This is a genomic window from Novosphingobium sp. (assembly GCF_037133355.1).
GTDB lineage: Bacteria > Pseudomonadota > Alphaproteobacteria > Sphingomonadales > Sphingomonadaceae > Novosphingobium.
The window spans coordinates 21,398-47,778 of record NZ_JBAXOI010000019.1 but is presented as its reverse complement, the minus strand read 5'-3'; the positions used below and the strand labels follow the sequence as shown (position 1 = coordinate 47,778).

General features: G+C 62.7%; 23 protein-coding genes. 18 read left to right on the top strand and 5 right to left on the bottom strand.

The genetic code is table 11. The features are described 5' to 3' along the window. Window positions 1-6 precede the first annotated feature (6 nt). From WCL10_RS16915 to WCL10_RS16840, 16 genes are all read left to right on the top strand, one after another. Window positions 7-579, top strand: a complete 573-nt coding sequence (locus WCL10_RS16915) for a type IV conjugative transfer system protein TraE (RefSeq protein ID WP_336895121.1) — start codon at window positions 7-9, stop codon at window positions 577-579. Beyond that, entirely contained in the window at window positions 579-1,331 is a 753-nt protein-coding gene (locus WCL10_RS16910) for a type-F conjugative transfer system secretin TraK (protein ID WP_336896822.1), read from the top strand. The genes WCL10_RS16915 and WCL10_RS16910 overlap by 1 nt, the downstream gene beginning before the upstream one ends. Then, window positions 1,324-2,658, top strand: a complete 1,335-nt coding sequence (locus tag WCL10_RS16905) for a TrbI/VirB10 family protein (protein WP_336896821.1) — start codon at window positions 1,324-1,326, stop codon at window positions 2,656-2,658. Before WCL10_RS16910 ends, WCL10_RS16905 begins: the two co-directional genes overlap by 8 nt. Then, window positions 2,655-3,536, top strand: coding sequence for a DsbC family protein (locus WCL10_RS16900; protein WP_336896820.1), 882 nt, complete (start codon window positions 2,655-2,657; stop codon window positions 3,534-3,536). Before WCL10_RS16905 ends, WCL10_RS16900 begins: the two co-directional genes overlap by 4 nt. Next, window positions 3,529-4,335 (top strand): conjugal transfer protein TraV, encoded by an 807-nt coding sequence (locus tag WCL10_RS16895; RefSeq protein ID WP_336896819.1) that lies wholly within the window; start codon window positions 3,529-3,531, stop codon window positions 4,333-4,335. The genes WCL10_RS16900 and WCL10_RS16895 overlap by 8 nt, the downstream gene beginning before the upstream one ends. After that, window positions 4,335-6,881, top strand: coding sequence for a type IV secretion system protein TraC (gene traC / locus WCL10_RS16890; RefSeq protein ID WP_336896818.1), 2,547 nt, complete (start codon window positions 4,335-4,337; stop codon window positions 6,879-6,881). The genes WCL10_RS16895 and traC overlap by 1 nt, the downstream gene beginning before the upstream one ends. Window positions 6,882-6,908: 27 nt before the next feature. Continuing rightward, window positions 6,909-7,304 (top strand): hypothetical protein, encoded by a 396-nt coding sequence (locus WCL10_RS16885; RefSeq protein ID WP_336896817.1) that lies wholly within the window; start codon window positions 6,909-6,911, stop codon window positions 7,302-7,304. Window positions 7,305-7,327: 23 nt separating this feature from the next. After that, window positions 7,328-7,708 (top strand): type-F conjugative transfer system protein TrbI, encoded by a 381-nt coding sequence (locus WCL10_RS16880; protein ID WP_336896816.1) that lies wholly within the window; start codon window positions 7,328-7,330, stop codon window positions 7,706-7,708. Continuing rightward, window positions 7,695-8,219 (top strand): S26 family signal peptidase, encoded by a 525-nt coding sequence (locus WCL10_RS16875; RefSeq protein ID WP_336896815.1) that lies wholly within the window; start codon window positions 7,695-7,697, stop codon window positions 8,217-8,219. The genes WCL10_RS16880 and WCL10_RS16875 overlap by 14 nt, the downstream gene beginning before the upstream one ends. Window positions 8,220-8,221: 2 nt before the next feature. Beyond that, window positions 8,222-8,863 (top strand): type-F conjugative transfer system protein TraW, encoded by a 642-nt coding sequence (gene traW / locus WCL10_RS16870; protein ID WP_336896874.1) that lies wholly within the window; start codon window positions 8,222-8,224, stop codon window positions 8,861-8,863. Window positions 8,864-8,922: 59 nt separating this feature from the next. Then, entirely contained in the window at window positions 8,923-9,888 is a 966-nt protein-coding gene (gene traU / locus WCL10_RS16865) for a conjugal transfer pilus assembly protein TraU (protein WP_336896814.1), read from the top strand. A gap of 233 nt (window positions 9,889-10,121) precedes the next feature. Further along, window positions 10,122-10,652 (top strand): type-F conjugative transfer system pilin assembly protein TrbC, encoded by a 531-nt coding sequence (gene trbC / locus WCL10_RS16860; RefSeq protein WP_336896813.1) that lies wholly within the window; start codon window positions 10,122-10,124, stop codon window positions 10,650-10,652. Window positions 10,653-10,666: 14 nt separating this feature from the next. Beyond that, a complete protein-coding gene (locus tag WCL10_RS16855; protein ID WP_336896812.1) occupies window positions 10,667-12,361 on the top strand; it encodes a conjugal transfer protein TraN in 1,695 nt (564 codons plus the stop codon). After that, window positions 12,342-13,178, top strand: a complete 837-nt coding sequence (locus tag WCL10_RS16850; protein WP_336896811.1) for a conjugal transfer protein TraF — start codon at window positions 12,342-12,344, stop codon at window positions 13,176-13,178. Before WCL10_RS16855 ends, WCL10_RS16850 begins: the two co-directional genes overlap by 20 nt. A gap of 1 nt (window position 13,179) precedes the next feature. Next, window positions 13,180-14,616, top strand: coding sequence for a conjugal transfer protein TraH (locus tag WCL10_RS16845; protein WP_336895237.1), 1,437 nt, complete (start codon window positions 13,180-13,182; stop codon window positions 14,614-14,616). Between the two features lie 27 nt (window positions 14,617-14,643). Continuing rightward, window positions 14,644-17,346, top strand: a complete 2,703-nt coding sequence (locus tag WCL10_RS16840) for a conjugal transfer protein TraG N-terminal domain-containing protein (RefSeq protein WP_336896810.1) — start codon at window positions 14,644-14,646, stop codon at window positions 17,344-17,346. Between the two features lie 14 nt (window positions 17,347-17,360). Here WCL10_RS16840 and WCL10_RS16835 read toward each other — a convergent pair whose 3' ends face one another. The 5 genes from WCL10_RS16835 to WCL10_RS16815 form a co-directional block, all read right to left on the bottom strand. Beyond that, window positions 17,361-17,591 carry a hypothetical protein gene (locus WCL10_RS16835; protein WP_336896809.1) on the bottom strand — a complete coding sequence of 77 codons (231 nt, stop codon included), beginning with the start codon at window positions 17,589-17,591 and terminating at the stop codon, window positions 17,361-17,363. 92 nt (window positions 17,592-17,683) lie between these two features. Further along, a protein-coding gene (locus tag WCL10_RS16830) for an IS3 family transposase (protein ID WP_336896808.1) occupies window positions 17,684-18,873 on the bottom strand; the annotation gives its coding sequence in 2 pieces (ribosomal slippage) (window positions 17,684-18,621 and window positions 18,621-18,873; 1,191 coding nt in all). Window positions 18,874-19,182: 309 nt separating this feature from the next. Then, on the bottom strand, window positions 19,183-20,970 hold the full coding sequence (locus tag WCL10_RS16825; protein ID WP_336896807.1) for a hypothetical protein: 1,788 nt from the start codon (window positions 20,968-20,970) through the stop codon (window positions 19,183-19,185). After that, window positions 20,963-22,549 (bottom strand): VPA1262 family N-terminal domain-containing protein, encoded by a 1,587-nt coding sequence (locus tag WCL10_RS16820; RefSeq protein WP_336896806.1) that lies wholly within the window; start codon window positions 22,547-22,549, stop codon window positions 20,963-20,965. The genes WCL10_RS16825 and WCL10_RS16820 overlap by 8 nt, the downstream gene beginning before the upstream one ends. Before the next feature lie 406 nt (window positions 22,550-22,955). Then, entirely contained in the window at window positions 22,956-24,242 is a 1,287-nt protein-coding gene (locus tag WCL10_RS16815) for a TerD family protein (protein WP_336896805.1), read from the bottom strand. A 382-nt stretch (window positions 24,243-24,624) separates the two neighbouring features. Between WCL10_RS16815 and WCL10_RS16810 the strand changes: the two genes are divergently transcribed. Beyond that, window positions 24,625-25,833, top strand: coding sequence for a hypothetical protein (locus WCL10_RS16810; protein ID WP_336896804.1), 1,209 nt, complete (start codon window positions 24,625-24,627; stop codon window positions 25,831-25,833). A 12-nt stretch (window positions 25,834-25,845) separates the two neighbouring features. Further along, window positions 25,846-26,373 (top strand): hypothetical protein, encoded by a 528-nt coding sequence (locus tag WCL10_RS16805; protein ID WP_336896803.1) that lies wholly within the window; start codon window positions 25,846-25,848, stop codon window positions 26,371-26,373. Window positions 26,374-26,381 lie beyond the last annotated feature (8 nt).

The following is a 26,381-nucleotide window of genomic DNA, read 5'->3' as shown; positions in this document are numbered from 1 at the left end:
AGACCCATGTTTTCTGATATTTCGCACGAGCGGCAGCAGTCTCTTCTGCGTCAACGCAACATCCTTGCGCTGACCAGCACTGGCCTAAGCCTCGCACTCATTGTCGCGACAAGCCTTGCCGCAACCCGCGACCGCGAGGTCGTGCTGCTCCCGACGCTGCCCAAACAGCTGACCGTGACCAGCGCCGGCGTCGAGGCAGACTATCTCGAACTCGTCACCCGCGACACCGCGCTCGTTCTGCTCAACCGAAGCCCCGAGGGCCTGGACTACTGGATGAACCAAATCCTAAAGCTCGCCGATCCTGGCAGCTACGGGCGCCTCAAGGCCGATCTGGTTCGCATTGTTGAAGAACAGAGCGGCTCGGATGTCAGCCAGGCCTTCGTCCTCCAGTCAATGACAGTCGATCCGAAGGGACTGACGTCCGAGGTGAGCGGCACGCTCAAGACCTTCGTGGGGGAACAAGTCGTCGCAAGCGACGACCGCCGCTTCCGTTTCAATTGGACCTACAGGGGCCTTCGCCTCGCGCTCTCGGGCTTCGTCCCGCTCCCCCCAACCGACAAGTCGAAGGAGGCCAACTGATGGCTCGACGATACCACAGGATAAACGGCCTGGTTCTCGCCTTTACGCCGCTGGCGACGTTTTTTGCCGCGCCGGCATGGGCTGATCAGTTCAAACAGGCCGCAGATGGCGCGGGCATCGATTGCTCTGTGTCTGCCCATGAGCTCACGCGTTTCGCGCTCGTCGAGGATCAGTTCGCGAGTGTCTCGAAGATCTCGACGGGTACGCCGTACAACGATTTCGCGGTCACGAACGAACCGCTGCGCGGTGACATCTATGTGTCGGTGCCAGAGACCTATGCCGCGCGGTCGATCAGCTTCTTTGCCACCACCAGGAAGGGATTTGTCTACAAGATCGCCTGCAAGATCGAGAGCATTCCCGCAGCGCAGATTTTCATTACGAACCCCGCGATCGCCAAAAGCGATGCCGCGCGCTGGGAAGGCGAAACGCCGCTCCCGACGAGCGCAGTGCGCCTCATCCAGGCCATGGCCAATGACCGGACGATCGAAGGCTTCGAAGTCCGGCAATCGTCTGCCCTGCCGGTGCGGGTCGGCACTCTCGAGATCCAGCTCGTCGCCGACTACCGCGGCGCCAGCCTCGCCGGGAAAGTCATCCGCGTCACCAATCGCGGCGCGAGGAGCCTGACGCTCACCACAAGCGATCTCGCCCCCAAGGATACCCTCGCCGTTTCGATCGCAAATCCAATGCTCGAACCCGGCACCGCCACGACAGCTTTCGTGGTCGGCGCAAATGGGGAGAGCAGCCATGACTGACCCCCAAGAACAGCTGGCACCCCTGCAGGCCGAACCCGCGTCGCCTTCGGAAGTGACCGGGCTCAACGCCCGCACCGCCCGGCGGCAAAAGCTGCTCCTCGGCACCATCGGCGCGATCGCGCTGGTTGGCGGCAGCTGGTTCATCCTTGGCGGCGACAAGGCGAAGTCGGGTGATCCTGGCGCAGCCCAGACCATCGACACAGCGGGCCTGGTCAACCGCGATCTCTCTCAGCGCGAGTTTGTCGCCACTTATGGGAACCGTCTCGACGCCGTGACGCGCGACCAGAAGGCTCTGAAGGACGCAGCAGCCCCGCGCACCGAAGTCGAGGCGCAGCTTGCCGCGCTCAAGGCAGAGAACCAGGCCATGCGGGTCGATGGCCAGGCGGCGATCGATGCGATCTCGGCAGAAAATGCAGATCTCAAGTCCCGGCTTGCCACGCCGCCTCCCGCCCCTGCGCCAACCGCGCTCGCACCGGCCTATGGCCCTCAGGCAGGTGGCTACGACGCACGTGGCCGCGCCGCACTTACACCTCCAACTGGCGCCGATGCCGCAGCGGGCGGCGACGCGATGGCCCCTGCGCCAAGCGAGGTGAAGCTGATGAGCTTCACCTCGGACAAGGCAGCTCTCGGCGGCTTGAAGTCGGCAAGGCCCGATGCCCCTCAGGTCGTGATCGAGGACTCCCCCGACTTTTTGCCGCCCAATTCCTATGCGACGGCACGCGTCATCGTCGGCGTCGATGCATCAGCTGGCGTTGCCAGCCAAACCGATCCGCTTCCGGTAGTGCTCAGAATTACCGGGCCTGCGCGCTCGGTGCTGCAGAACGGCAAAGTGCTGACGACCCGGATCCAGGGCTGCGTGGTCAACGGCGCGGCACGCGGCGATCTCTCTTCGGAGAAGGTCTACGTGAAGCTGGCCCGGATGACCTGCGATCAGCCCGGCGGCCGCGTCGCGATCTCCGAGGTCAAGGGCTTCATCAGTTTTGCAGGCAAGTCTGGCGTGCGCGGCCGGGTTGTCAGCCGCGAGGGCAACCTCGTCAGCCAAGCACTGCTCGCAGGAATTGTTGGCGGCTTTGGCCGGGGCTTTTCGGCGAACGCCAGCAGCGTCTTTTCGGGTGTCACCGCCAATGGGGGCGGCAGCCGCTCTAAACTTTCCGCCGGGGACATTGTCGGTGGCGGACTTGGCCAAGGCGCGGCCGATGCGGCCGATACGGTCAGCAAATATCTGATCGAACGCGCCGAACAATATCAGCCCGTCGTCGAGATGCCGACCGGCATCGATGTCGAAATCGTCTTTCTGGACGGCGTATACGTGAGGAATTCCCGATGATTGCAAGCCCTGATCCAAAGTCTAGCCGCTGGCTCCGCCCCGCTGCTGGCATTGCCGCTCTTATCACCCTGTCTGCCGCCACTGGCTGGGGCGTGGCCAGTTTCGCCGGGGCAGCAAGCGCCCCCGATACCGGCAAAGTACGCGCAGCCCTTAAGCTGCGCCTGCCCAAGACGCCGATCGATGCGATCAATTGCAAGGGCCTTGGGGGCCTGTGTGAGGTCGCTTCGAAATCGACACTCTTTTACGTCGACCGGGCGGCAAAATATCTCGTGATCGGCCGGGTGTATGACATGGAGGCGCGCCAGGATCTGACGGCAGCGCGGCTGCTGGCGCTCAATCCCGATCTGCTGGCAGCAGGTGCCGCCCGGCGCGCAGGTGACGACGAAGCGCCTCCTCCGAAGCGCGCAAGTGTGTCGGCAAAGGTCTCGCTGGCAGGGCTGCCTGCGAGCGGCGCGGTCACCTGGGGACCTGCCAACGGCCCCCGAGTGGTCGTCTTTTCCGACTTCCACTGCGGCTACTGCAAGAAGCTCGAAGGCGAGCTGAAGGCGATCGGCGCGCGGGTCGAGGAACGGCCCATCTCGATCTTCGGTGCGGAGAGCCGCAAGGACGCCGAGCGGGTGATCTGTTCGCCGCGGCCGGAAGTCGCACTTCATATGGCCTATTCGGGGCTGGCGCTCGCCAACCCCAAGCCGTGCGACACCCGCGGGCTCGATGCCAATGAGGCCTTTGCCAAGGCTCACGGCTTTGGCGGCACCCCGGTCATTGTCCGCCCCTCCGACGGCGCCGTCCTCGAAGGTTTCCGCCCTGCGGCTGCGCTGCGGACATTCCTGAGCGGCGCTTCCACGGCCTCGATCACCAAGGATCAACCCCATGGTTAAACCCGTGCGCCTCCTCGTCTGCGCCTGCCTCGCCGTCTTTATGAGCGGTTGCGCAACCTTCGGCACGAATGTCGAAGGAAACTTCACCTGCCGCGCGCCCAAGGGCGATTGCGCGCCCTCCCACGTTATCGATGCGCGTGCCACCGCTGTGGTCGGGGACGGTGCCGCGCCGGAGGACCTTGCGCGCGTCCGCGTCGGGGTTGGCGGCGATGACACCGCCCGCACGGCCGAGCGCACGCTGAGAATCGTGTTTCCGGCCCATGTCGATGAAGCAGGCACGCTTCACGATGAGGCCGTCGCCTGGACCGTGATCGAAAACCCGCGTTGGGCCGCTGAATTGCGGCGCAAGCCCGGGGAGGAAGCCGCCCCGCCGCTGATGCGCCAGTTAAGGCGACAGCTCAAATCAGCCCAACAGAACCCTGAAAAGGCGCACAAAGAGATCACGCCTGAGGCGGAAGCGTCGCAGGACGATGTGGCGGCGCTCGAAGGAACCGATCCCTCACCCCAGGCCCCGCCTTTGGCGCTGGCTGCCTCGCCATATCCAGATTCTCCCCCAAGTTCTCCGGATGCCTCGCCGCTGGCCCTCCCCTCCACGGCGCGCGAGGCCGTAGCCGGTGCCAAGGCACCGGCGGCCGAGGGGTTCGACATGTCCGCTCCGCCGCATGATCGGACCCCTCGGCCATTTGGGCGGGAGGCATCCCCAAAGTTCCCGAGCATCGAGGCCATCCAGGCGGCGATCGCCAAGCGCGCCGCCGGCACTGCTGCCGACCCCGCCGCACTGAACAAGGATCAAAACTGATGGCCAAGAAACTGAAATCGATCATCGGCCGCGTGCTTTCCGGCCTGGTTGGCGATGCTGAACATGCCGAGAAGGAGCGACCGCATCTCATGCTGGACATGCTGTCGGACTGGCTGCCCTACCGTGTCTACGACCCGCAAAGCCGGCTCTATTTCAACGCGCGCTCCAAGGGCTTCATCCTGTCGGTGACGCCGCTGATCGGAGCGGACGAACGGACCGGAGAGATCCTGGGACAGTTCTTTTCGGAAGGATTGCCGGCGGGCGCCTGCCTTCAGGTTCTGCACCTCGCCAGCCCTCGCATCAGCCGGATCGTCGCCCCCTGGTTTGCACCGCGCTACGTTCAGGGCGGCGTCTATGAGGCGATCGCCCGGCACCGGGCCAAGCGGCTTTACGAGCTCGTGTGGCAGTCGGGCTGCGCGGACGCCCCCTTCCATGCCCGTCACCATCAGGTGATCGTATCGGTTGGCGTTCCCGCGTCGAAGGCCATCAGCAACGAGGAGCTGAAGCAGACCCGGGACGGCCTGATCGCCATGCTGAAATCGCTGAACCTCGGCGTTGCCGAAGTCGGTCCGCAGGAACTCATCGGCGTGATCGATGACCTGACCTCACCAACCACAGCGCCCCAGGACGATGTCGTGCCCTACAATCCGGGTGATCCGATTGCCGCGCAGACCATCCGCCACGACATCGAACTCATCGTGCACGAAGACCGGATGCACCTGCGGACCGAGCGTTTCCGCGCCACGGGCAAGGTCAACGACGGCGTTCCCGAGATTGGCACTGTTTACCCTGACGCCTTCGATGTGCGGCATTTTTCTGTCCGCAATATGCCGCAGCGCTGGGCACCGTGGGAATGCGCGCGGCTGATCGGCGATCTCTTTACCGACAAGCTGCGCTTTCCGTGTCCCGCCGCGACCATGCTCTGCCTCGTCTATCCCGACCAGGAAGCCGCTGCGGCGAAGGCCGGCTTCAAGTTCATGCGCACGACCAGCCTGGCGGGAACGCGCAGCGCTCGTTTCCTGCCGAGGATCGGCGAGCAGGCCGCCGAGTGGCAGCACGTTCAGTCCGAACTCCAGGAAGGCCGCCGGCTTGTCCGGGTCTTCTACGGTCTCACGACCTTCTCGCCGCTGGGGGCTGGCGACCGTCACGAACGGGCGATCAAGTCGATCTACAAGGCGGCAGGCTGGGACCTTGCCGACGAGCGCTATCTTCAAGTTCAAGGGCTGCTGGCCGCCATGCCGCTGACTTTGGCCGATGGCTTGGGCGCCGACATGGAGCGTCTCAAACGCTTCAAGACCGTGCTGTCGACGACGGCTGCCAACATTGCCCCGATGCAAGGCGAATATCTGGGCGGCACCCACCCGCACCTGCTGTTCGTCGGCCGCCGCGGCCAGCCCTTCTTCTGGTCGCCATTCGAAAACGAGGCCGGCAACCACAACGTCGCGATCTGCGGCAAGTCGGGTTCAGGCAAGTCGGTGCTGCTACAGGAAATGTGCGCTGCGCTGCGCGGAGCCGGAGCCCAGGTCGTGGTCATCGACGATGGCCGCAGCTTCGAGCATTCGGTCAAGCTTCAAGGCGGCCGGTTTGTCGAGTTCACGATGAAGGCAGGCTTCTGCCTCAATCCATTCTCGATGATCGATGCACTGCGGGCGCAAGAGGACGAGGACTATCGTCTCGACAGCTTCGGCATGATCAAGGCGATCGTGGGCCAGATGGCCCGCCATAGCGCGAAGCTCACCGATACCGAGCGCGGCCTCATCGACCGGGCGGTCAACACCGTCTGGAATGAGGACGGCGCCGAGGCGAGCATCACCGCTGTGGGGGATGCCCTGGCAGCGCTCGGGAACGAGGCCGCCGGCGATCTCGCAACGGCTCTCGCGCCATACATGGCTGGGGGCACTTACGGTGCCTTCTTCGAAGGCCAGGCGAGTCTCGATCTCGATGCGGACTTCACGGTCTTCGAGATGTCGGACCTTGCGAGCCGCGAGGAACTGCGCGCTGTCGTGCTGTCGGCCATCATGTTCATGACCGGCCAGGCGATGACCCGGAGCCCGCGCTCGGTGCGCAAGCTGCTGCTGATCGATGAGGCCTGGGCGATGCTGAAGGGCGGCTCGATGGGAGAGTTCGTCGAGACCTACGCGCGCACCTGCCGCAAATATGGCGGTGCGCTCGCGACCGCCACGCAGTCGCTCAACGACTACTACAAGTCGGATGGCGCGACAGCCGCGCTCGAGAACAGCGACTGGATGCTGATCCTCCAGCAGAAGCCCGAGACGATCGCCGATTTCAAGGCGTCCAAGCGCCTCGACATGGACGACCGTACCGAGACCCTGATCCGCAGCCTGAAGCGCTCGGGCAACGACTATTCAGAGGTTTTCATCAAGGGCCCGGAGACCGAGGCCATCGGGCGGCTCGTGCTCGATGAATACTCGGCGACGCTGTTTTCAAGCTCACCCCAGACCTTTGCCGCGATCGATGCAGAGATTGCTCGCGGCCATCAGCTTGCCGACGCGATCGAGCGGATCGCCTTCGCCGATCGCACCTGAAACCCATCAACCAAGGACACCTTTCTCATGCCTCTTCATCTCATCAGCCCCTTTGACCGACCGTTGGATACCCGACCGGACGAGGGTTTCGAAACGCCGTCAGCCAAGAGCTGGCGCCAGCACGCCGCTGACACCTGCTATATTCTTGTCAAAGCGGGCGGCTTCCTTGGCTCGACCTATCTCATGACGCTCGGGCTGCCGCTGCTGTTCTTCCTGCTGATTTCGGGGGGCAGCGTGGATCTCTTGTTCGCGCAGATCGAGAATCTCGCTGGGCGATTCCTTTCCGCCGATCCCGTCCGGAAGGCTGGGTTTGTCGAAGAGCTCAAGTTTGCCGCCGTGGGTCTCGCAACCCTGCTCGCCGTCTGGCGCCTGCCGCGCTTCCTCAATGAGGTGGCGACAAGACTCCAGGGTGAAAAACTGTGAAGAACATTTTGGCAACATTGGCCATGTCCAAGCGGTTCGCCGGTCTCAATCTCACCGCCATTGCGCTCGGTGCCAGCATGCTGGCTTCCACGCTCTGGGGGGTCTGGGCGACGCACAAGCTGCTCGATCTCCAGAAGCGCGAAGTCGTGACAGTGCAACTGAGCCGGATCATGGGCGAGTTCATCGAGGCAGAAGCCAGGGCCGGTCGTCCGCCTGAAGAAACCAAGCAGCGGGTACAGGCCTACCTCCAGGCCGTCCAAGCCTCTGTCCAGCGCCTCTCCCGCGATGGCCGCACGGTCCTTGTCGCAGAAGCTGTGGTGGCGGGCAGCACGCCGGACTTCACCGCTGCAGTGCGCGCCGATGTCGCGCACCAGATGGGAGCGCTTTCCGATGCGCAACACTGACTTCCTCTGGCGATCCCACGCATGGCGGCGCCCGGCGCTGTGGGGGGGACTTGGTGCCGGAGCGCTGGCGCTGTCCTCGCTCGCTACCTTTGGCGAGAGCCATGCGCTGATGATCAACGCCAGCCCGAGCCTGCCCTACTGGGCCATCTGGCTGACACGCGGTGCCACGCCGCAGCGCGGCGATATCATCTTGTTCGATCCGCCGGCCTCGCCCTTGCTCGAGAAGCATTTCGGCAAGGAGCCGAAGCCGTTTGGCAAGCGCGTCAGCGGCGTGCCCGGCGACATCGTGACCGAGCGGAGCCGCTCCTTCTTCGTCAATGGCAAGCTCGTCGCCAAGGCAAAGCCCAAGAGCCGCCTCGACGAAGCGCTGGCGCTCGGCCCCACCGGCGCCGTGCCCAAGGGCTGCTACTTCGTGACAACCGGGCACAAGGACGGCTTCGACAGCCGCTATGCCGCCATTGGTTGGATCTGCCGCCAGCGCATCCTCGGTGTGGGGAGGCCGATCCTGTGAGGATGCGCACCCTCCCCATCTGCGCGACCGCGCTGGCGCTCTTGATCGCCACCCAGGCATCGGCGCGCGATTACGGCCAGCAGGGCACGGTCTGGCCGGTGGTCGAGCCGGACCTGCTCCACCAAATCCATGCCCGCCTCCAGTACCTCGAAGCGAGCGGTGAGACCGCGCGGCTCAACGAGGAGCTCAAGCGTCGCACGATCGCGCGCGTCAATCGGCCCGAGCCCGTCGCCGGCATCTTAGCCGCTTCCGAAGCACGCATCTGGCGCTTCGATCCAACGATCACGGTCGAACGCGACATTGCCGACGACAAAGGCCGGGTCATCATGGCGGCGGGCACACGGGTCAATCCACTCGACACTGTCCCGCTGCGCGCACCCCTCGTCTTTCTCGACGGCGATGACCCGGCCCAACTCGCCTGGGCAGCACAGCGCTACGGGACCACGCGCGCCAAACTCATCCTGGTTCGCGGCGCCCCGCTCGAACTCATGAAGGCCCGCCAGCGTCGCTTCTACTTCGATCAGGGTGGCAAGCTCGTGAAGCACTTCGGCATTCGCGCGGTGCCCGCGGCGGTCGAGCAGCAAGGCCGCGTCCTCGTCATCACCGAGGCGCCGATCAAGCCGCAGGAGCGGTCACCATCATGAGCCCGAAAAGTAGAATTTTTACATGGTTTTGCGGCGCATTGTTGCTCGGCAGTGCGAGCATGATGGCGAGCACGCCTGCCCAAGCTTCGGCGGGGCCTGGCCGCTGCACGGGGCATTTCGTCAACCCGATCACCGACATCTGCTGGTCGTGCCTGTTTCCGATCTCGATCGGAGGTCTGAAGATCTGGCCGTCGAGCCGACCGGACACGAGCAACCCTGCTCTGCCGGTTTGCCTTTGCGGCCTCAGGCCCGGTATCGCCATGGGCTTCTGGGAACCGGTGCGGCTCGCCGATATGAGCATGAAGCCCTGGTGCTTCGTCAATCTTGGCGGGATGAAGCTCGATCCGGGGTTCGACATCGGCTTCAAATCGATGGCCGGCCCCTCGGCAGTGGGCGGCGCGACCCAGTACAACTCGCAGTGGCACGTCCACTGGTACGCCTATCCGCTGATCTACTGGATGGAGATTATTGCGGATTTCCTGTGCCTTGAGGCAGGTTCGATCGACATCCTCTACATCACCGAGATCGATCCGCTGTGGCAGGACAGCGAACTCACCGCCATCATCAATCCCGAGGCCGTGCTTTTTGCCAACCCGCTGGCGCTGGCAGCCTGCGCTGCTGATTGCGTCGCGGCCACTGTCAGATTGCCGACCGACGAACTGTTCTGGTGCGCGGGCTGTCAGGGGACGATGTATCCGCTGAACGGCAATGTCTCGGCCACGATCGGCCACGTTCAGGCCTCGCGCCTCGCGCTCGCGCGCTTTGCCTATAAGCTCCACCGCGAACTGATCGCCTGGGGCACCATGGGCGGCAAAGGCCTTTGCGGCAAATATCTGATGCCGGTCATGCGCAAGCAGCAATACCGCTTTCAGGCCACGAACCCTAATCCGCAGACCAAGGGCCGCTACGCCTGCGCACCCATTGGCGCGTCCACCACATTCATGTCGGCAGGTCAGGTCTATCCCGCCATCGGCGAGGACATGGGCTACCTGGTCTGGCGCAAGCGAAACTGTTGCGCGCTATGAGAACCCTTCCCCATCTTGCTGTAATTGCTTGCCTCGCGAGCGCGGCGGCCTTCGCTGGAGCAGCGGCCCAAACCGCTGGCTCCGACCTCGATCTCGAAGCCATCCGTGCGCGCGCTGCCAGTCAGTCTGCAGAGGCGGATGCTCTTGCTGCAAGCGCGCGGGCGCGCGCAGAAAAGCTGTCAGACGATGCCAAGGTAAGCACTGCGAGCGCGGAGGTGCATGGGAAGCGCTTCGTGGTTGAAGCAGCAAAAGCCAAGCGGTCGCCCGGCCCGGACAGCACCTTCGATTTCGACCAGATGCTCGCCAATGCCGGTACGATGGCGAGCGAAAACATCGGCAAGGCCCCCAGGTTTATCGCCTTTGCCAGCACCTCGATGCCCCCTGCTGCGCTGCGGACGATGATCGATAATGTGGTCCGCGCCGGCGGCGTGGTGGTCTTTCGCGGGCTACCGCAGAACAGCGCCAAAGCGCTGAGCGCCGCACTTGCGAAGGTGGCAAAGCCGGGCGAGCAGCTTGACGGCGTGGGGATCGATCCGCGCCTGTTCCGCGCCTTCGGGATCGAGGCAGTGCCGGCCTATGTCGTCACCAGCAGCGACTTTGACCTTTGCGACGGCTTCGACTGCGTGGGCCAGCTCCCGCCCCACGACCGTATGACCGGCAATGTGACCGCGGGGTACGCGCTCGAAACCTTTTCGCGCGGCGGCGGCCCCGGAGCGCTCCTCGCCGCCCAGCACCTCGCCCGCCTCGAAAGGGCGTCTCAGTGAAAAAGGGTTGGCCCATGAAGCGGCTTGTTCTCGTCCTAGCCTGTCTCAAGTTTGCCGGGGCGCTGCACGCCCAGACGACGACCGATGCTGCAAAGGCCGACGGCAAGGCCTTCGGCCGCGACAAGGCCGCAGCGGCTCAGGGCGCGGCAACCACAAACCCCGATGCCAGCCGAATTCCTGGCTTTGGCGGCGTCCCGGGGGAAGCGAACTATTTCGCCGATCCCGACCGGATGAGCCGGGAGGCCGCCAGCCAGACGGCATCGAGCACGGGCTATCGCACCATGCGGGACTCCATGGACCGGCGCGCACGGTTTGCGCCGCAGGATCTCGATGCCACGATCGCTCGCAGCAAAGTCATTGGTGACGATCCTCTTTCCTATACCAGCGGCATGGGCATCGGCGGCACACAAGGCCGCTGCGTGGCCCTGCCGCCGGGGTCCGGCACTGCTGGTCGCTACATGGCCACCTGCAACACCGGCTACACCGCGACGCAAGAAACCCGGACTTGCCCCGTCACCCTGACCGCGAAGCCCGAGCAACGGCAAGTCTATGGCTACTTCTGTGTCCGGGCGCCGGGCGCCGATCCCACGAGCATCTATAACTGCAACCGTTACCCAGCGCCCCAGTGCAAAGTCACGTCTTCCGTGGCGATTGGCTGCCTCCCTTTTGGCGGCTGCTTTCCAGATATCTACATTGACCAGGTCAGTTGCTCGCCGGCCATCGATGGAGCGACCCCGACCAGTGTGACCGGCGAGAATGTTGTCACAACGACCCGCGATCAAAGCAAGTGCACCGGGCTTGCGGCCGACAGCAACTGCCAGCAGGACAACGAGACCTGCACCGACAGCGATCCGGTTACCCGCATCGTCGACGGGGTTGCCGTTACGCAACCGTGCTGGGCCTGGTCGCGCAGCTACACCTGCGCGAAATTTGCGGAAGCCCAGGACTGTCAGACGCTTGAGACCACGCCCGGCTGTAAACTGGTGCGCAAGGATTGCCTGACCGACGAACCCTGCCGAACCTGGGAGTGGGTCTATGATTGCCCAGTTCCGGACAGCCAGGCGAGCACCAATCAATTCATCTGTGACGGCGATGTCTACTGCATCGACGGGTCGTGCGAGACGATTAGCCGCGAAGCCAATGACGAGTTCAAGGATGCCGTCGTCGCGCTGAACTCCATGGACCAGGCGCAGCGCGAGTTTGATCCCGGTACGCTGAGCCTGTTCAAGGGCGAGCGTACAAGCTGCGCCTCCAAGGTCTTCGGCATCCTTAATTGCTGCAAGGGCAAGGGTTTTCCGCTCATCCCGGGGATCCAGCTGCTCGTTGCGCTGGGCTGCGGGCGCGAGGAAATGCTGCTCCATCAGCGCGATGCGCAGGGGCTGTGCAGCTATGTCGGCACCTACTGCGCCTCAAGCTTCCTCGGGGTCTGCTTCACCAAGCGGAAGGTCTACTGCTGCTTTGAATCCAAGCTTTCCCGCATCCTTCAGGAGCAAGGCCGCCAGCAGCTGGGCAAGCCCTGGGACAAGCCCAAGACCGAACAGTGCCTCGGCTTCACTGTCGACGAATTCGCTCGGCTCGACCTCTCGAAAATGGATTTCAGCGAGGTCTACGCCGAGTTCACCGATGCCGCCCGTCTGCCTGACGAACTGCAGGCAACCCAGGAAATCCAGCAAAAGATCGAGGACTACTATGCCCGTGCGCGCCAGTAAGACGGGCCAGCGGCTCTTGGCCGCCTGCCTCGCCCTCACCGCCTCCAGTGCTTTCAGCGCCGCTCCAGCGGGAGCCGAAGAGCCGCCGCTTGTCTCGACCGATGACAGACAGGACAGCTTCTACTGCGCCGAGCGCCGGCTCGGATACTGGTTCTACTGCGCCAAACCCAAGCCGCCCGAACCCGGCAGCAAACCATCGGCCCCTGCCGTCAGCGCGACGAGCCAGCTTGATGCGGTCACGGCCGAGCTTCGTGAGCTCAAGGCGAGGGCGATCATTGAGCCAACACCGACCAACGTGACGGCCTACATCCGTTTCCAGCGCGAGCAACTCGACCGGGCCTCGCTCTTCAGCGATGTCTGGCAGCGCGCGATCTGGCAGGATCCTGATCTAGACTACACCCTGCAACGGCCGGTTTCGACGCTCGGCAAGCGCCAATGGCAGGACGCGCGCGGCGCTGAGCGCAATACCGTGATGGCGCACCTCTCCGAGCGCTACGGCCTGTTCTACTTCTTTGCCCAGACCTGCGGTGCCTGCGAGGTCATGTCGCCGATCGTGCAAAGCGTCGCTTCAACCTGGCACATCACGGTGCGCGCGATCTCGACCGATGGCGGCCCATCGCGGCAGTTCCCGAGCTACACCGTCGAGACCAATCAGCGAACCCGCATGGGACTTGAGCCCAAGGCCACCCCCGCGGTGGTGCTGTGGGATGCCGCAAAAGGCCAGGCGATCCCGATCGGCTACGGCGTGATGTCCGCCGACGAACTTCAGGACCGCATCTACCTCCTCACATCGAAGGAAGCCGGACGTGACTATTAGGATGAAACGCCCCAAGACCGCGCTGCTCGCTGCGATCCTCGCGGCAGCCCTCCCTTTCGCCAGCGTCTCAGCCAACGTTGGCAGCTCGATGGATTCGTTTCTGCGCGATGTCGGCGGGGCCGCGAATGTGAACGGCCCGACGGCGTTTCAGGGCCAGTCGGCGGGCTACTATAGCCTCGGCAATATCTGGACCCGCTTTCCGCAAAAGACGACCAACATCGCAAACTTGCAGCTGCCGCGCGCACGCGCAGGTTGCGGGGGCATCGACATCTTCGCCGGCTCGTTCAGCTTCATCAACGCGAGCGAGATCGTCGCGATGCTGAAGGCGGTTGCCAACAACGCGGTCGGCTTTGCCTTCAGCCTCGCGATCGACACGGTCTGCCCGGAATGCTCGAAGATCATGCAGGAGTTCAGCCAGAAGGCTCAGCTCATGAACAACCTCAACATCAACAGCTGCGAGCTTGCCCAGGGCCTGGTCGGCGGCGTTTGGCCAAAGGGCGACCTTGCCGACAAGGCAATCTGTGAGGCGATCGGCAATTCGGAAGGCATCTTCACCGACTATGCCGCGGCCAAGCATGGCTGCGGCACCAGGGGACAGCGGACCAGCACCACGGCCCAAGGTGGGGGCAAATATGATGATGTGAACACAGGCGTGGCGAGAAACTATACCTGGACCATCCTCAAGAAGTCGGCGTTCTTCTCGCCGAACGGCACGTTCGACCAGGAACTCGCCGAATACGCCATGACGCTCCTCGGCACGATCATTTACGTGCCGCCCAAGGATGATGTGCCGGGCAAGTTCGTGCCAGTCGTGGGGGAGGCCTCCTCGACGCTGGTGACATCGCTGCTCGATGGAACATCGGGCAGCAATGTCCTGATCTTCCATTGCGACGAGCCCGCCAAATGCCTCGAGCCTGGATTCAAGTCGCTGAGCCTTCCCGCCTCAAAAGCCCTCCGCCCCCGTGTCTCCGCGCTGATCGCGGGCATGGTGCAGGCGATCCACGACGACACAGCGATCACCTCGGCCCAGAAGGAACTCCTGCAGGTCTCGTCAGTGCCGCTCTACAAGATCCTGACCGTGCAGGCTGCCTATGGCCGCGGCATGCCGACGGATGATCGCGAGACGCTGGCCGAAATTGCCAGCGTCGACATGTTGTTTGCGGTCCTCGACCGCATTGTCGGGGAAGCCGGCCGTTCGATGTCAAGCTTCATTGGAGCGGACGAGGCCAAGATCGCCATGTGGCAGGGACAGGTGGGCGTGGTGCGTCAAGCGCTAGCTGACCGTCAGGCCAATACGCACCTCAAGGTGGGCGCGATCATGCAGATCATCGAGAAGACGGCATTCATCGAGAATGAGCTCGCGGCTTCGATGTCGCCGGGCATGGCAGCCTCGCTCGACTGGTCGCGCGGGGTTCAGAACCGCGCCCTCACCCACTGATCGCCACACCCAAGCGGAACATGAGCCATGGTTGAAATTTTCACAGTCGGCGGCGGCGATTATCTGGTGAACGTGTTTCAGGCGGTTGCCGCCTGGACCGGCAGCGGCGGCTACAAGAGCCTGCTTCAGGTGGTCATGGTCATGGGCCTTGGTCTCTCGGCGCTTACGCTGGCGTTCAATCAGGACTGGCGAGCCTGGATCAACTGGTTCCTCGGCGCGACCCTGATCTACTCCTGCCTGATGGTGCCGCGCCTCGACATTCACGTGACCGACCGGCTCAACCCGAGCCTAGCACCGGCCAATGTGAGCAACGTTCCGCTGGGCCTCGCGCTGATGGCAAGCTTCACCAGCCAGGTCGGCGACTATCTTACGGGCTCGGCCGAAGTTGTGTTCGGCCTGCCCGGCAATCTCAACTATTCGCGCAATGGCATGATTTACGGCGCCCGGCTTTACGACGCCACGCGCTCGTTGCGCATCTCCGACCCGGAGTTTGCCTCCAACCTCGATGAGCACTTCCGGCAGTGCGTCTTCTACGATGTGCTGCTCGGTCGGTATTCAATGAAGGAGCTCGCAGAAACAAACGACATCTGGGTTGCCATAGCCCCGGGAAGCCAAGCCCGGGCACAGCGATTCCTGACCCGCGATGCGGCATCTGGACAGGTAACCTCAAGCATAGTCACATGCCGAGAGGCCTATAATGCTCTGAATGCCCGGTGGACTGGCCTCATCGACGATATGGGGACAGTCTTCGGCCGCCAGCTCTATCCCAACCAGACCGCAGCGCTTGCCAAGGCCAAGCTGTTTGCCGATCTGCCCGTGGCCTATCAGTATCTCAGCGGCGTCTCGGCCAATGCGACCGCAATCTTCAAGCAGACCCTCACCATCAACGCGATGAGCCAGGCGATGCATTCGATGGCTGTCGGCAGCGGGGCCGGCAACGTCGATGTCTATGCGCAGACCAGGGCCGATATCCAGACCGAGCGGACCTATAGTTCGATCGCCAGCAACGCGATGAAGTGGGTGCCGCTCCTGAACATCGTGCTCACCGTCCTGTTCTACGCCCTGTTTCCGGTGCTCTTTCCGCTATTTCTGATGCCGAAGACCGGCCCAGTCGCGTTGAAGGGTTACATCACAGGATTTTTCTACCTCGCGGCATGGGGACCGCTTTTTGTGATCCTGCACATGATGCTGATGTACAAGGGAGCGGCCGACATGACGGCAGTTGCTGGCGCCAATGGCCTGAGCCTGGCGAGTTTCACCGGGATGGCCGACGTAAACAGCGATATCGGCATCCTGGCGGGTTATCTCATTGCCTCGGTACCATTCCTTGCGGGCGGCGTCGCCAAGGGTGCGATGGCCATTTCAAACAACGCGACAAGCTACCTCAATCCCAGCCAGAACGCGGCCGAGGAAGCCGCGCGCGAAGCCAGCACCGGCAATGTCGCACTCGGGAACACGAGTTTCGAGAATTCCACGGTTCTCACGCGGCAGTTCGCGCAAGGCACCATCGCTCCCAGCTTCACCTATGGCGCAGGGCAGACGCGCACCTTCAGCGACACTGGGTCAATGACCACAAGCTTTCCCGAAGCCAGCTATGACCAGCTTCCAAACTCGAGCTATCCGTTCACGCCGAGCCTCGGGCAAGAATTCACCTCCCGCCTTTCGACGATGGCATCTCAGGCCAGGTCGAACAGCGAAAGCTATACCAACGTCGCTACGGAATCGACGGCTAGCGCGGTCACGAAATTCCGCGAACTCAGAAATCAGTTCAGCCGTGGCTCGGCGTTCGAAAGCGCAACAGGCACCTCCAATTCCGACAGCATCCAGACCGCCTTCAGCGAGGTCGACCAGGCCTCAACCAACCTGCAACGGCAATTCGGGCTTTCGCGCCGAGCAGCTGACGATATCTCGACCGCTTGGTTCCTCGGCGGCGAGGGAGCCGCAAGCGCGAGAGTCACGAACGGTGTCCTCTCCGCAAACATTGGAGCAAAAGGTGGCGGCACGAGAACATGGACGGACAGTGATATCGGTATCGCCTCTGAAGACCGGTCGCGAATTTTCGGAAGCCTCACCCAAATGTCCGACAGCCGTAATTGGTCGAGGACCCGCGACGGGTTCGTTCGATCGGTCAGCACGTCATCCAGGTCGTCGATATCTACAACCGCTGGCGGCATGAACGCGTCGCTCACTGAGGCCCAAAGCTACAACCGGGAGGCCCGGCGCGCCGAAGAACTTGCCAATCGCCTTGAAAATCAGGCTTCGCTCTTCGGCGGCAATAGCGCGGCGGGTAGCCTCAACCTGTCCCAGGCGTACAGGGAATGGGGCTTGGTTGAGATCGAGCGTAACCGGGATTTCTATGGAAACGCGCGCTTCGACGACGTTGCGTTCCAGATCAGCCCTGAAGGACAGGCTCTTCAAGCCAAGTTTGTCGAGAGTTACGCCGCTCAGGTACGCGACGGAATCGAAGATCGACTCGTGCTGTCTCCCGGACAGGCTGTATCCCGTCCCAATATCTCTGGCGCCGGATCAGTACGAGGGCTCGCGCAGACTGGCGGAAGCGGTTCTGGCACGGTGCCTAAAGTAGACGTTGGCACTATCCATGATGAGGTTCAGCGGGCTCAGGCAGCCGGTCGCCGAAAAATTGGCGGATCCAAGGGGCGTTTGGAGGCGGTTACCAGCGAGGCGCAAGGGGCAAGCGCTGAATCAGCTGACGATGTGAAGGAATGGTGATCAGCCGGTAAAAATCACCACAGACCGAAGGACGCACCCGCCAAGAATGCAAAGACTCCACCGATTGCGACGACGCCGACAATCGTGAGCTTTCGGCCCCAAGGATCCGCCCAAGATTTCCTAATCTGGTATTCCATCAGGCGGTTGTCACGGATTGCCTGATCGATTTCAGACAACCCTTGCCAGTCGCTGCTTCCTGGCACCGCCGCGCTTTCAATATCGAATTTCGTCATGAGGGCGTTCATCCACTTCCTTTTGAGAACATAGCAGAAACGACGAACATCAAACAACAGATTTCGAGAAGTTTGGGCTTTGAGCCTGACGTGACCCCCAACCTTTATCCAGTTGCGATTAGAGCCTCGGTATCGTTGTTGCGCGTGCGCGCGGGTGAAGCAAGGGGCTGCGTAGCGTAGCCTCCGGCTATGCGGAGCGAAGCAGCCCCTTGCTTTTTCAGTTCGGCGGCGAAGGCCGCCGGTGTGGCGTATCCCAATGCGGAGTGTGGCCGCCCGGTGTTGTAATCATCGACCCAAGCGGCGATCTTTTCGCGGGCATGGGCAAGGCTGGTGAAGAGCGTCTCGTTGAGCAACTCGTCACGCATCCGGCCGTTGAAGCTCTCGACGAATGCGTTCTGGGTGGGTTTACCCGGCGTGGTGTAGTGCCATTCGATCCTGGCTGCGCTGCACCATTCGAGCACCGCGTTCGAGGTCAGTTCGGTGCCGTTGTCGCTGACGATCATGCCCGGCTTGCCGCGCCTGGCGATCAGGTAGGTCAGTTCACGCACGACGCGTTTGCCCGAGATCGACGTGTCAGGAACCGCCGCCAGGCATTCGCGCGTCACATCATCCACGACGTTGAGTATCCGGAACCGGCGGCCCGTCGCCATCTGGTCGTGCACGAAATCCAAGCTCCAACGCTGGTTGGGCAGCGCGGGGACTGGCGCCGGCGCCCGTGCTCCAACCGCGCGTTTGCGCCCCTTGCGCCGCCGGACGGTCAAGCCTTCCTCGCGATACAGCCGCTGCGTCTTCTTGCGATTGATCGTGATCCCGTCACGCCGCAGCAGGATATGCAGACGGCGATAGCCGAACCGGCGTCGCTGATGCGCCAGATCGCGCAGCTTCTCGCGCAAGCCGGCGTCATCGTCACGGCGTGAAGCGTAGCGAATGACCGACCGATCCGCTGCAATGACCCTGCACGCCCGCCGCTCGCTGACATCAAGCAGGGCCTGAAGATGCGCGACCGCTTCCCGCTTGGCGGCAGGCGTTACCATTTTTTTGAAAGCAGGTCCTTCAGACCCGCGTTGTCCAGCATCGCATCGGCCAGCAACCGCTTCAGCTTCGCGTTCTCGTCCTCCAGCGCCCGAAGCCGCTTGGCCTCCGACACTTCCAACCCGCCATACTTGGCCTTCCAGTTGTAGAGGGTCGCCTCGGATATCCCATGCTTGCGGGCCAGCTCAGCGGTCTTTGCGCCCGCTTCGGCTTCCTTCAGCACGCCGATAATCTGCTCTTCTGTGAACCGTGTCCGCTTCATCTGTCCGTCCTTCCATAGGCCGGACTCTAATCATTCTTGGATGGAAATCAGGGGGTCACGTCAAGCCTGCAATGGCAGCCTCTGTTCTGATTGCAGGAAGTGCTCACGATCCTGACAGACATTTGAACTGCCGCAAAATGGGATAGGCGCCATTCCAACACCCAAGTGGTGGCTTCCGGCACCGACCAACTCGAGCCATTTCCGGACCCACGCCAGAGCGGCTGCTATTGGCGAAACTCGCCATTCCCGCTTCATTGAGCAAACCGGCAGCGGTAACGCGATGGAGCCGAGTGGAAACCCCAACGAACGTCAGAGGCGCCGCGCGAAGTCCGCCAGATCCGCCCTGGCGGCAACGTCCAACGCCATGTCCCAGTTGGGCTGCGGCTCACTGAAGGCGGCCTCGATTGCCTCACGCACCATGGCGGCGCCGACCTTCCGACCGGCCTCCAATGTCAGCGCTTCAGAGGCTTCGGCCCGTGCGATTTGCCAAAGCCGGGCGTGCTCGGCGGTCGGGTCAAGCTGATCGCCCAAGAACTCGGCCAGATCATCGACGGGCACGATCCCCCGCTCGGCGAGCGCGGCGCCCAGTTGTACGGTGACCCGGACAATGGGCGGCATTGCGCCGTTGAACAACCACGCGTTGGGGTCAATCCGCTGAGTCTCGAACACCGCACGGGCGATCACCCGCCAAAGCCCCACCTGGTCGACTGCGGTTTGCTGCGAGGCGTTCAAGCCGTTCAAGCCCCACGAGAGAGCCGGGTAGGCCGGATTGTCGAGGTCGCGCTGGACCGGATAGCTCAGTGCCTCCCGCACCTCGTAGGTTTCCCGCCACAAGGTCTCGAACCACAGGGCGAGGTCCGGGATACGGGAAAGGACGCGAGCGACCACGTCGGACTCCGGCGAGCGTATGGTCATGCCGTTGGCGCGGCCCGTCGCCGTCACCAACCCCTGCCGGACCCCGCGGGCCAGGATTTCTGCCGCAGCAACTGCATCGCCATGCGCCTCCAGGATCGAGGCCTCGGCCAAGATACGATGAACTACCCAAAGCGGCTCTTCGGCGCAGATCCACCCGAACGCCGCTGCACCAAGCGGTGCGATGTGGGTGGATAGGCCAGCGAGGAGACGGTCGCGGACCGCGCGTTGGGCGTCGATATCGACCTGGGCCCGGCCAGCACGACGGGCGGTGCCGCGCCAGATAATTTGCTGCAGCCATACACGCCCCAACCAGTGTCCGTCAGGCCGAGATAGCACCGCCTCCAAAATGCGCACAACGCAGGCCTCCGCGCTAAGCATGTCATCCATAGTCATAGCCGGGAGGCGCCCTTCGATCACCTCAAGCAGCACGAATGGAACGACCGGACCCAAGGGCGCGCCGTCGTCCGAAAAGATTGGCGGGCAGGCGTTGACCAAGGCTGCGACCCGGTCGATGTTGAGAGACTCTAGGGGCTCAGCGAACCCCGATTGAAAAAGCGAGGGCAGGCTGGCTAGCAGCGCCATGTAGCGTTCGGGCCAAAGAGCCGCGGCTGCTTGGTGCGCCCAGCCATCACCTACCGGCATGCCGTCGTGGGGGGACCACAGGTCGCGCGTGGTAAGCGGCGCTCCAGCTGTCCGTTCGGCGTACTGCCGCAGACGATCATTGAGACGAGAGTCCCACAAGCTGTGCAGGCGCGTTTGTAGTCGCGCGAGGAGCGGATAGGTGTCCGCTTGACCTGCGACGCGGGCGCAGATCGCGGTTGCCAGGTCCCTATCACCGACATTGCCGAGCATCTGAAGCTCGTCGACCGCATAGAAAAGCCCCGTCCGGGTTGCAGAAGCGGCGACTTCCAGGGCTGCGTGGGCCATCAGCCACACGAGAGGCGGATCAAGGTGAAGGGGTTGTCCCGGGGCCGCTGTGGCGACGATCGCGTCACACCACGAGGGTAGCCCAGCAGCCGCCAAATGCTGGGCTAAGCTCTCCGAGCCGCCTGAGACGTCCAGCGGCTTCATGCCGGTTGAAAGCAGTTCATCCGAGCCCTTGGACGCTGCGATCCACGCCATGGTGGCAGAGAGCGCCGCGGCGCCGTCGGCTGGCGCTGGAAAGGTCAGGCCGTTAATCATCCACGCCGCCTCGCACTTGGCCGGCAGACGGACGATCGATCCATTTGGCCAAGCGGCGCAGCAGATGGCCTACCTCATTCCGCAACGACCAAATCGCCGCAGGTCGATTTGTCCACCATTTCTCGAACGGTTCAGCTTCCGCGAAAGTCTCTGCTAATGCCTGGGCCAATTCAGAGGGCTGGGCGACGAGGGTCATTAGACTAATCTCGCCGCCCCCCATCTTGTTGAAAGAATGGCCGACGTGCCAGATGACATCGTCGATCTGAAGGAAGCGGTCGTGCAAGCGGCGGCCCCGGGACACACGGATGTCGATCTCGCCGAACTCTTGGACCGGGTCGCGTAAGGCCCCGATTTTCTTCAGCATAAGATCCCCGAAGGTGTCGCCGCTTGGGTCGATCCGCTTGTGACGGCGGGGACGAGGATTGATCAGGCCACGGATCGCGACCCCCTGGTACTGGGTGGCAGTCGCGAACTGCTGCAGGTCGTCTGCGTCCAAGTAAGGGTCAACGAATAGGACGTGAGAGCGCGCGCGGGCAATCAGCCCGCATATCCAATTCACCGTCTCGTCGCGATTGTGCTCAAACAGGCGAACGCCGGGCGGGGCCTGCGGGGCCTCCGCAGGCCGGAGCGCACCCTGCCGCTCGGCCCGCGCGTCCTGGAGGCGTTCGAGTGCCCGCAAGGGTGTCATTGGGGGCTCAGATCCCCGCGCTGGAGTTCGTCGGACATAGACCGTGCGCGCACGCGCATCAGGGGCCCGGGCCGGCGGTTCGACGTGACGAGCCTTGGCCTCAGCTACCACAGAGGAGGAGACAGACACGCTGCGGAAGAAGAAGGCCGGCGGCTCGCGATCCAATATGCCGCGCACGGGACAGAACAACTCCTCGCGCACCATGGCGACCTGGGAGCGCGCCGGAGCGCGGAAGCGGCCTCGTGCATTTGGCGAGCCTTCGGCGCGCCACGCCGGCGCGCCCGCACGAACCTCTTCGACTGCCATTCGAAGTGACGTGACGTCGGCGCCCCGTCGCGGGGTGCCACCAAGCTCCAGAGTCTCCGATGTCGCCGACCGATTGACGATGCGCGCGCCAAAGCTGCGCAGCAGCGGATTTGGGGCAATCAGAACGCCCGCACCCAGCCAGTCATCATAAGCCAGCAAATCAAAATGGATGTGGTCGCGAATCCATTGTCGGGCGCGGCCTTGGGCGCTGACGTCGACCATGCCATCGCGCAGCGCTTGAACCGGCTCGGCCAGAGCCGCCATCGGTACCAAGCGATGTAACCGCGGCCGGTCGTGCCATGATGGCGAGAAGGGCGGCGGCTCCGCGAGGACCGTAAAACCATCGTAGTCGGGTTCAGGGCCTAGCGCAGAGGCGGTGATCACGAAGGCCTTGCCCGGAATAGTAGCGCGCCCCTGTTTCAACGCCTCGTACCAGTCGAGCGCGTCCGCCAACGATAGCGCGGTCCGGCCCACGCATAGCCGATCGTCACTGAAGTTGTCCCACCAACCGCCGTCAGGCGGATTTGGTGGGACTGGCATTTCGGTCGGCAACAACTCAACCGAAGCGAACAGCAGATGGTTCACTCGGTCGCGCACGAGGGTGACCAGGCGAACTACGCCAGCGTTGTAGTCGCCAGGAACAAGAGGCGGCCATCGCCCTAGCGGCGACGCCGGCCTATGGGAAACCGTCGATTGCATTAGGTGGAATATGGTAGGGTCTGCAGATGGACGCGAGTCATATCTCCTTCCGCGTGGACTAATAGAGCCCCTTAGCCGGCCCAGCCCTAAGCATATTCGGCCGCGGACGCGGTCAAACGGGGAATATCTGGTTCTAGCGGAAGTTGCCGATGGCGGGCAGCATGTGGAACGACCGGAAAGTCCCCAGAGGCGACCGAACCCAGCTAACCTTGGCCGTTCGCCAAATCCGCTGCCAACAGCTGCGTATGCTGTCTATGGTTTGACGGCGAAGCGCGGATCGCCATCCATGCGCTCAGTCCGGTTCATTACTGCGCCAATTGAGCCGCCAGCCCACCTGCTCCGCCAAGTTGCGCTGCGTGGTAAAAAAATCGCCCATCCGGGTGACCGCGACGATGCCTGCGGTGAAGTCAATCGATGCCAGCGCCAAAACGGCGTTGCCGTCGCCGCCTGATGGTATGTCGACCGAAACCCTCTCGCTGACCGCAAAGGAAAATTCAACTTCCCGAGCACGCCAATTGGGCGCACCGTTGGCAATGTACGCGAAGAGCACGCAGTGGGATAGGGCATGCGCCTGATCTAAGTTGATGCGCAGGGAAAGGTCACGGTGCCCACTTTTTGCTTCGCTGGGCAGGACCTGGATCCAAGGAGCACGGTCAAGCGCACCAGGAAAATCGCACAGCTGGACCAAGCCATCGCGGCCATCGCGCAGACGATAGAACGCCCCCAGCGCAAGATCGAGGGGGCGGGCGCGCCACTGCGACCCGCCCACGTCTTCTGACCAAGAGAGCTTGCAGTTTAGTAGGCTAAGCGCTGGCAGCTCAATCCTGGGGTTTCCAACACCAAGCCGACGATGAGCCTGCGGCGGAGGTGGAGCGGGCGGCGAAGGTGAAGGAGGCGGCGGTGGACCAGGCGGAACTATTTGCCGCACCGGCACCAGGGGTTCAGTAACTGGATGTGGCGTCTGGGCAACGGTAGGCGAATCCGGTGTTTGCCCCGAAGAATCGTCGCTTTCTGCCACATCTATGCCGAAATACCGGGCAAGCGCGCCCAGTCCGGCATCAAAGCCTTGGCCAACCGCGCGCAGTTTCCACGTCCCGTTGCGCCGATATACTTCCACCAACTGCATCGCAACTACGGTTGCACCTGCTAACTCAGGATAGAAGCCGAGCGAGGCCTCGCCGTTGGTCAAGACGCGCGCATTGACGCCCTCAAATGCGGCCATCGTCTTGCCTGGGTCTTCCACGGTGGTGCAGATGACGATCCGCTCAATATCTTCGGGAACCATCGGTAGATCGAAGGTGAAGCAGGTGGTGCCAGCATCAATTTCAGTAATACGCAGGCAGCCGGATACGTCTACTCTCTGATTGTAGAAGATCATATCGGCGTCGCCGCGCACGCGGCCATCAGCACCAAGCATGTAGGCGGAGGCATCCAGCACGCCGCAGCGCGCCGGCCAGTCCACCACCACGTCGAATCGCGCTGCATTCAGCGGGACATTCCCGCCCATCGGCAATCGTTGCATGCTAAACCCGTAACCCCTTTTCCCGATAATAGCATCTCCGACATAGATAATCACCACACGCTAACGAGATCCAGCAATTCGCGCGTTGCCAGGACGCCGGTTGAGCTGGTTTTTCAGCCTTTAGCATTGTTATAAAACAAAAATTGTCCGCGCGTTGCGTCCGGCGGGAAAAACGGATGGACATCAGCCTACTGTTAGTCGAAACCTTTTTAGGAATGTGGGGGCAATGATGGCAGGAAGTAGATTGGTGGCGGTCCTTTCGGGTCTGCTTCTGCTTGGGGGATGCGGTGGCGGCACCGCGACAGTGGCAACCCTTGACGGCGCATCGTGTTACCCTCCCGATGCCGGGCAATGGGTTTCAGAATCCCTTTCCGCTGATAGCGCTGTCGTACCCGATCCGGGCGGCCCATTGGCGATTTACCTTGATGGTTCGGCTAGCATGTCAGGCTACATTCGTGGTGGGTCCGCCGAAGCGCGCCCACTAGCCGACCTTGTGGGCATGTTGCCTTCATTGGGCGGGATAGATCACAGCAAGGCCGAAGTTATCCGGTTCGATCGCAAGATTACCCCGATCGAATCGAAGGATATCAAAGCGATGCAGTCCGAGGCTGGCTATCTGTGCCCGCCTTCAAATTCGAACTGCGATGCGCAAGAGAGTCACATCGACCAGGCTCTGGACAAGATCGCCCATGCCGATGCCTCGGGACTCTCAGTCGTGGTCAGCGATCTTTGGCTGGCAAATAGCGCCGTCCTAACAACCGATAGTGTCGCGCTTTCGGGGCCGCTGGACTTGATCTTCAACAGCGGGCGCAGCATTGCCGTCTATGGGTTCGAGAGCGCTTATGCTGGCAAGGTGAGTGACCTGCCAAGCGGCAAGGCAGGGGTCGTGGCCTCCCGCCGCTATCTGTTCGTCGTCGCAGTCGGACCGCTCAAACGACTGCAGGCGTTCAATGCGGCTATACAAATGGCGCCGTCGAGCTCAATTTCGAGCGATCTGAAGTCGGGCAAAGCGCATTATTCGCTATTCACACTTGAGCCAGCCGTGGCTGCCGATGCAGCGAAATCGGCCTTTTTCGTCCCGACAAAGTCTGCACTCTTGAAGGCCAATTTCCTTCCAGTTCGCAGCGGAGTGAAGGTACAGCAGTTCAAGCTCGACAAGAGCGCGGCGCTTCGCAGTCCGGTCGGTAGCGGAGCCAGCTGGGCGGGCAGTCGGGCCGTGAGCGTGATCCCGGGCGCTGTATGGGAAGGTGCAAGCAGGGGCGAGACTCAGTTGTACAAGCTGGTCGACGAGGAATGTCGTCCCAAGGGCGGCGGCTGGCGTAAAGAAGGTGAGCTGCGAGGCGGCTGGCAAGGTGAGACGGGCGATTACACGCTCGATCCAGCCGGCTTGGCCGCACTGCCATCGGGCAAATACCTTCTGATCGGCGGCTTACGCCGGGTTTCTCTGCTGTCGCCCAATCCAGCGACGCAATGGATGCGGGACTGGAGCTTCAATGCCGCGACTGAAGCCGAAGCGCTCAGGCGCCCAGTGATGCCGACCCTGAACCTGTCCGAAATGGCGCGCCTTTTCGAGGTTGCGCTGCTGCGGTCGGCGCAGCAGAAACCAATGAACATAGGCGGCTTCGCCGTCGCAGTTGAAATCAATTGAGGGGCCAAAAAAATGAACAGCAAATTGGTGCCGCGACTGGCTGGAGTGCTAGCTGTCAATGGGATCATTGCCGGGATTTTCTGGGCGATTGTCAAGTTCGGCCTCGCCAAGGAAAGCGGGCTTTCGCAACAGGTGCTCGGGCTGACTGAAGGCGATCCGGTGCGCATCCAGTCTTATCTTGAAGAGATGACGGGCGGCCTGTTAGTGCCGGGCGTGATAGGTATCGTGCTTGGCGCCGCGCTTGCGGTGATCTGGCTCATTCTCGTTGATCGCAATCCACCCTATGGTGACCAGTCGGCGAAGGCCAAGCGCGGCTCGTGGGCGGGCTTGCTTCTGTTCGGCGCCGCAGTCACATTTGGCCTTTTCTGGTGGCGAGTGATCGCTGCTCCACTGGCAGAGTTGGCCGCCCCGTCCATTCCGGTTACTGTGACTGGTCTCGGGGAAATTCTCATGGTCCTCGGTTTTTGGCTCAGTACGGCAATTTTCGTTCCTTCTAGCACCAAGATCGCCGTTCCTGGCGCTGGCTTGCTGGGCGGCTGAGGAGCAGG

What these genes read in the sequence shown, in the direction of transcription:
- WCL10_RS16900 (WP_336896820.1), top strand. Translation starts at nt 2,655, where the DNA reads ATGATTGCAAGCCCTGATCCAAAGTCTAGCCGCTGGCTCCGCCCCGCT.
- WCL10_RS16810 (WP_336896804.1), top strand. Translation starts at nt 24,625, where the DNA reads ATGTCAGGCTACATTCGTGGTGGGTCCGCCGAAGCGCGCCCACTAGCC.
- WCL10_RS16805 (WP_336896803.1), top strand. Translation starts at nt 25,846, where the DNA reads ATGAACAGCAAATTGGTGCCGCGACTGGCTGGAGTGCTAGCTGTCAAT.
- traW (WP_336896874.1), top strand. Translation starts at nt 8,222, where the DNA reads ATGCGCACCCTCCCCATCTGCGCGACCGCGCTGGCGCTCTTGATCGCC.
- WCL10_RS16905 (WP_336896821.1), top strand. Translation starts at nt 1,324, where the DNA reads ATGACTGACCCCCAAGAACAGCTGGCACCCCTGCAGGCCGAACCCGCG.
- WCL10_RS16910 (WP_336896822.1), top strand. Translation starts at nt 579, where the DNA reads ATGGCTCGACGATACCACAGGATAAACGGCCTGGTTCTCGCCTTTACG.
- WCL10_RS16875 (WP_336896815.1), top strand. Translation starts at nt 7,695, where the DNA reads ATGCGCAACACTGACTTCCTCTGGCGATCCCACGCATGGCGGCGCCCG.
- WCL10_RS16840 (WP_336896810.1), top strand. Translation starts at nt 14,644, where the DNA reads ATGGTTGAAATTTTCACAGTCGGCGGCGGCGATTATCTGGTGAACGTG.
- WCL10_RS16880 (WP_336896816.1), top strand. Translation starts at nt 7,328, where the DNA reads ATGTCCAAGCGGTTCGCCGGTCTCAATCTCACCGCCATTGCGCTCGGT.
- WCL10_RS16825 (WP_336896807.1), bottom strand. Translation starts at nt 20,970, where the DNA reads ATGATTAACGGCCTGACCTTTCCAGCGCCAGCCGACGGCGCCGCGGCG.
- WCL10_RS16855 (WP_336896812.1), top strand. Translation starts at nt 10,667, where the DNA reads ATGAAGCGGCTTGTTCTCGTCCTAGCCTGTCTCAAGTTTGCCGGGGCG.
- WCL10_RS16885 (WP_336896817.1), top strand. Translation starts at nt 6,909, where the DNA reads ATGCCTCTTCATCTCATCAGCCCCTTTGACCGACCGTTGGATACCCGA.
- WCL10_RS16845 (WP_336895237.1), top strand. Translation starts at nt 13,180, where the DNA reads ATGAAACGCCCCAAGACCGCGCTGCTCGCTGCGATCCTCGCGGCAGCC.
- WCL10_RS16895 (WP_336896819.1), top strand. Translation starts at nt 3,529, where the DNA reads ATGGTTAAACCCGTGCGCCTCCTCGTCTGCGCCTGCCTCGCCGTCTTT.
- WCL10_RS16915 (WP_336895121.1), top strand. Translation starts at nt 7, where the DNA reads ATGTTTTCTGATATTTCGCACGAGCGGCAGCAGTCTCTTCTGCGTCAA.
- WCL10_RS16850 (WP_336896811.1), top strand. Translation starts at nt 12,342, where the DNA reads ATGCCCGTGCGCGCCAGTAAGACGGGCCAGCGGCTCTTGGCCGCCTGC.
- traC (WP_336896818.1), top strand. Translation starts at nt 4,335, where the DNA reads ATGGCCAAGAAACTGAAATCGATCATCGGCCGCGTGCTTTCCGGCCTG.
- traU (WP_336896814.1), top strand. Translation starts at nt 8,923, where the DNA reads ATGATGGCGAGCACGCCTGCCCAAGCTTCGGCGGGGCCTGGCCGCTGC.
- WCL10_RS16835 (WP_336896809.1), bottom strand. Translation starts at nt 17,591, where the DNA reads ATGAACGCCCTCATGACGAAATTCGATATTGAAAGCGCGGCGGTGCCA.